Source organism: Pseudoalteromonas sp., from assembly GCF_041613455.1.
In the GTDB taxonomy this organism is placed as follows: Bacteria; Pseudomonadota; Gammaproteobacteria; order Enterobacterales; family Alteromonadaceae; genus Pseudoalteromonas.
Genome location: NZ_JBFJHD010000236.1, coordinates 1 through 4,386 on the forward strand (window position 1 = coordinate 1; position 4,386 = coordinate 4,386).

The 4,386-nt window shown below is 44.1% G+C and carries 5 protein-coding genes; 1 reads left to right on the forward strand and 4 read right to left on the reverse strand.

Translation table 11 applies throughout. From position 1 onward, the window contains the following. A partial coding sequence (locus ABYB02_RS15005; RefSeq protein WP_372763212.1) for an arginine deiminase-related protein occupies positions 1-353 on the reverse strand: 353 nt, incomplete at its 3' end. Beyond that, a complete protein-coding gene (locus ABYB02_RS15010; RefSeq protein ID WP_372763213.1) occupies positions 350-1,420 on the reverse strand; it encodes an ornithine cyclodeaminase in 1,071 nt (356 codons plus the stop codon). The genes ABYB02_RS15010 and ABYB02_RS15005, both read right to left, overlap by 4 nt. Before the next feature lie 171 nt (positions 1,421-1,591). On the opposite strand from ABYB02_RS15010, the gene ABYB02_RS15015 reads away from it, so the two are divergent. Then, entirely contained in the window at positions 1,592-2,023 is a 432-nt protein-coding gene (locus ABYB02_RS15015; protein ID WP_372763214.1) for an Lrp/AsnC family transcriptional regulator, read from the forward strand. A gap of 96 nt (positions 2,024-2,119) precedes the next feature. On the opposite strand, the gene ABYB02_RS15020 is transcribed toward ABYB02_RS15015, so the two are convergent. Then, complete coding sequence (locus tag ABYB02_RS15020) at positions 2,120-3,103, reverse strand: patatin family protein (protein WP_372763215.1); 984 nt, start codon at positions 3,101-3,103, stop codon at positions 2,120-2,122. 285 nt (positions 3,104-3,388) lie between these two features. Further along, a complete protein-coding gene (locus ABYB02_RS15025) occupies positions 3,389-4,378 on the reverse strand; it encodes an LLM class flavin-dependent oxidoreductase (protein ID WP_372763216.1) in 990 nt (329 codons plus the stop codon). Between the last annotated feature and the right edge of the window lie 8 nt (positions 4,379-4,386).

The window sequence follows — 4,386 nt, forward strand, 5'->3', positions numbered from 1 at the left end:
ACTTTATATTGATCCGTTAAAAAATCAATAATATCTTTGCGAAATTCTGCTCTTCTGCTTTGTGCATACATGGGATAGATTACTATTTCACCACTTTGATGAGTAGTAAACCAATTATTTGGAAATACCGAGTCGGGGGTTGTTTTTTGCTCGTCTTCAAACAGGTGTACCGTTACCCCTTCACCTTTAAGAATATCAACCGCATTAGTGACTTCGTTATACGCTTGCACACTGATATTGCTTGCTAAGCATTCGCGCTGAAATGCGTTATCGCGCATCGTTTGTGGGTTAGAGATAAAATGATGCGGACGAATCATCACAACCGCATGTGGTGCTTGCATTATTGTACTCATGCTACCTGCTCTTGCTTAGACGTTGGCGCGGTTAACACCGAAAATAAATTACGCGGATCGGGTTGTTGAGTTATTAACTCAAGTAACTGGTATTCCCCGCTGGCAATAAGCTGATCACGAATAAAGACCAGTGCTGAAAAGTCTTCGCTTGCAAAACCGACGCCATCAAAAATGGTCAGTTGTTGCTGGTTTTCACGCCCGCTGGCTTGACCATTAATCACTTGATGAAATTCTGTCACAGCAAAGTCTGCCGCCATTTGTTGAATTTCGCCTTCAATACGCGTTTGTGGTTCGTATTCTACAAATACGGCAGCGCGCGCCAGTAGTTTAGCCTCTAACTCTGTTTTACCCGGGCAGTCGCCGCCAATAGCATTAATATGCACCCCATCTGGGATCATTTCGCTGGTTAAAATAGTGGCGTTGCTTTTATCTGCTGTACACGTAGTGATGATGTGCGCACCTTCTACGGCCTTGGCGGCACTGTCACAAATTGTCACCTTTAAACCATATGCCGTTAGGTTGTTAAAGGTTTTTTGTGAGGCGGCTGGATCAATATCGTATAAGCGAATATCAGTAATACCCAACACACTCTTAAATGCTAACGCCTGAAATTCAGACTGCGCGCCATTACCTATGAGTGTCAGTGTGGTGGCGTTTTTAGGCGCTAAATATTTTGCTACTAATGCAGAGGTGGCTGCCGTTCTCAGCGCTGTCAGTAAACACATTTCGCTGATCATCAGCGGATAGCCACTATCGACATCGGCTAAAATACCAAACGCAGCCACCGTTTGTAGCTCTCGAAAGGTATTTTTAGGGTGGCCGTTTACGTACTTACAACTAAATAATTCACCATCACTTACGGGCATCAGCTCTATCACGCCCTCCGGTGAATGTGCTGCATATCGTGGCGATTTATCAAATTGCTGCCAACGGGCAAAGTCAGTTTCAAGTCGCTGAGTAAGCTGGTGTAAAACGGGTTCTATACCCAGAGTATTTATCAGTTTTGCCATCGCGGCTACGCTAACAAAAGGAACGCCTTGCTTTGGCTGTGCTATAAAGTGTGTCATTTATACCTCGAATAACTAAGTGTGGGTAATTTCTTTACAGCTAGTTTATCGAGCGCGTGCGTCAGTTAAAATGGCAACATTTTATACAAATAGCACTAATTTTTATCATTTTGCTAGGCAGCAATAGTAAAATTTAGTATTTTTAACAAAATTGCGACTAAGGCTAACAGTATGACCCCCTATATTTACGATGTTCTCGACAAAGCATTAATAGCCGAATTAAGAAAAGACGGCCGTGCCACAATTTCAACCTTAGCTAACACCCTTAACGTGTCGCGTGGTACGGTGCAAAATAGGTTAGATCGCTTGGTAAGCTCAGGGGCAATACTAGGTTTTACCGTGCGGGTGCATCAGCATATTGAAACCGAAGCGGTCAGGGCCATTATGATGGTAGAAGTGGTGGGTAAATCGACCTCGCAAGTTATTAAAACCATGCGCGGTATTCCCGCTCTCACTAAGTTACACACCACCAATGGCGCGTGGGATTTAGTGGCAGAAATACAAGCGGCTAATTTAAGTGAATTTGATGGCGTGCTTAGGCAAGTAAGAGAAATAGACGGTATTTTAAATAGTGAAACCAGTATCTTATTGTCATCTACTTAGCTGGCAATAAAAAAGCACAGCCAGTTTGTGTGCACTGGCTGTGCCTTAATCAAGCCACTAACGGCTGCTAAATTGTAGAGCTATTATTTTTACTTTTTAAGCAATCTCGCGGTAAGGTGCCGTATTAAGTTGTTTTGCTTGCTCGGCTAAAAACGCTTCGCCTGCTGTTAAGCCTAGTTTATAGTCGTTACGCAATTCATGATTCGCACTGCCTAATAACTTACTTTGCAGTTTGTCCTCAGCAAATACTTGTATAATTTCCACATCACTGGGCGGATTGGCAATAAAGTCTAACTCATCTTGATACGCTTGTTCGTGCTGTAGCAAGTAATCCACCGTTTTTGGAAAGTAACCCGATACATTAACAAAGCTTCTGATTTTTTCTAACCACGCAGCTTGCGTTGCAAAGTCGCTATCGACGGTGCGGATCACCACAATTTTTTCTGCCCCGCGGCGGTAAGCTTCGCGTACGGGTAATGGCGCCGCTAAGCCGCCATCAATATAAAAGTCAGACTCGCGGGGTACATGCTCATGTTTATCAGCAAAGCTTGCTGTCCACGGGCTTAAGTTAACCCCTTGACGATATAAAAACGGTAACGCGCTAGATGCCTTTAATAACGCCAGCCAATGTTCGCTATCATTCGAGGGAGTTAAAAAATAAGCTTTTCTATTACGCACGTTAGTGGCGGTGATCAATAACTCTCGCCCTGCTAAATTTTGCTGTGCGGCATTAAAATCTAACGCGCGGTTAGCTTCGGTGGCTTTTTCAAAATACCAGTCTAAGTCAACAATATGCTTGCCCATTAAACCACGGCCTAATTGAAAAAAGCGCCGATCCCTAGACACCCCTCTGATCAAACGTTGTGCATAGCCTTTTTGACCAGCTAAAAAGCTGGCTAGGTTTTGTGAGCCTGCAGAGGTGCCAATAAATAAATCGAACGGGTTAAACTGTTGTGCTAACCATGCATCGAGTACGCCCGCGGTAAATATCCCTCGCTGCCCGCCTCCCTCAGCAATCAGAGCAAGCTTAGCCTGATCTGTTTGATATACGTTAGGGATTACATTGTTTAGCGAGTTCACGGTGCACCTTCCTGTCAAAAATAGAGTGATAACGATTTATGGTTTAAGTGTAGCGAGTAAGTCGCTACTGTAAAAGTTGATTAAATCTATTAGTTTGATAGCTTAAAGCGAATGTAAGCATCGCTGTAGTAACGTGTTTGCTATTGTTTGCAACCACTGCAACACGCTGTTAGGTGAGATACCTTAAGTGAACACAGCATCATTGCTTGCTATAAGCCGAACTAAGTTAGATTTCGCTTACAGCATAACAGGCGCAAGGTGTACGCCTGCTTAACCAAATGAAAATTAACGCTTTATTTCCATTAATATTTCAATGGCGCGGTTACGTTGTTCACTGTCGTAGAGATCATTGGTAAAAATAAACTCATCAATACCCAATTGCTCTACTATCATTTCTAGCGTGTACTTTATAGTGACATGCCCGCCAATCACACTTAAACTTAAAAAGTTTTCAACTTGTGCTTGCTCTTGCGCATTCCATAGACCCTCCATTGAGTCAACCGGCGGTTTTAGCCACAATTCCTCACCGCGCATCAAGGCTAAAACCCGCTGCTGTGAGGTGGTTGCCAAGTGCTGCGCTTCTTTGTTGCTATCAGCCGCCACCAGCGGTAATGCCAACATAATATAAGGCTTAGCCAGTGCTGCTGAAGGTGTAAATTCGCGACGATATAGCGCGACCGCTTCAGTTAACAAACGCGGTGCAAAATGCCCTGCAAATACATACGGTAAGCCTTTTTTAGCCGCCAATTGCGCACTAAACAAACTAGAGCCTAATAGCCAAATAGGCACATTGGTATTTTCGCCGGGTATCGCGCGTATTGGGTGTGTGCCGTTATAGGGCCCGAGTAACGTTTGTAATTCGCTGACTTCGGCGGGAAAGTTTTCGGCGCGACTCATATCACTGTTTAAAGCACGGCTAGTGGTTGGATCGCTACCCGGTGCACGCCCCAACCCTAAATCAATGCGCCCAGGATATAGGCTTTCTAACGTGCCAAATTGTTCGGCGACCACTAACGGCGAATGGTTCGGTAACATAATGCCGCCTGAACCAACCCGTATATTTTGTGTTTTACCAGCAATATGCCCCACTAAAATTGATGTAGCCGCACAAATAATACCTGGCATATTATGGTGCTCTGCGAGCCAAAAACGGTTAAAACCAAGTTCATCAGCGCGCTGTGCATACTTAGTAGTTTTATGTAAGGTTTCGGATACTGTGTCCCCTTGGCGCATTGGGGCAAGTTCTAATAACGAAAAAGGAATGTTAGATAACAAATAGCACC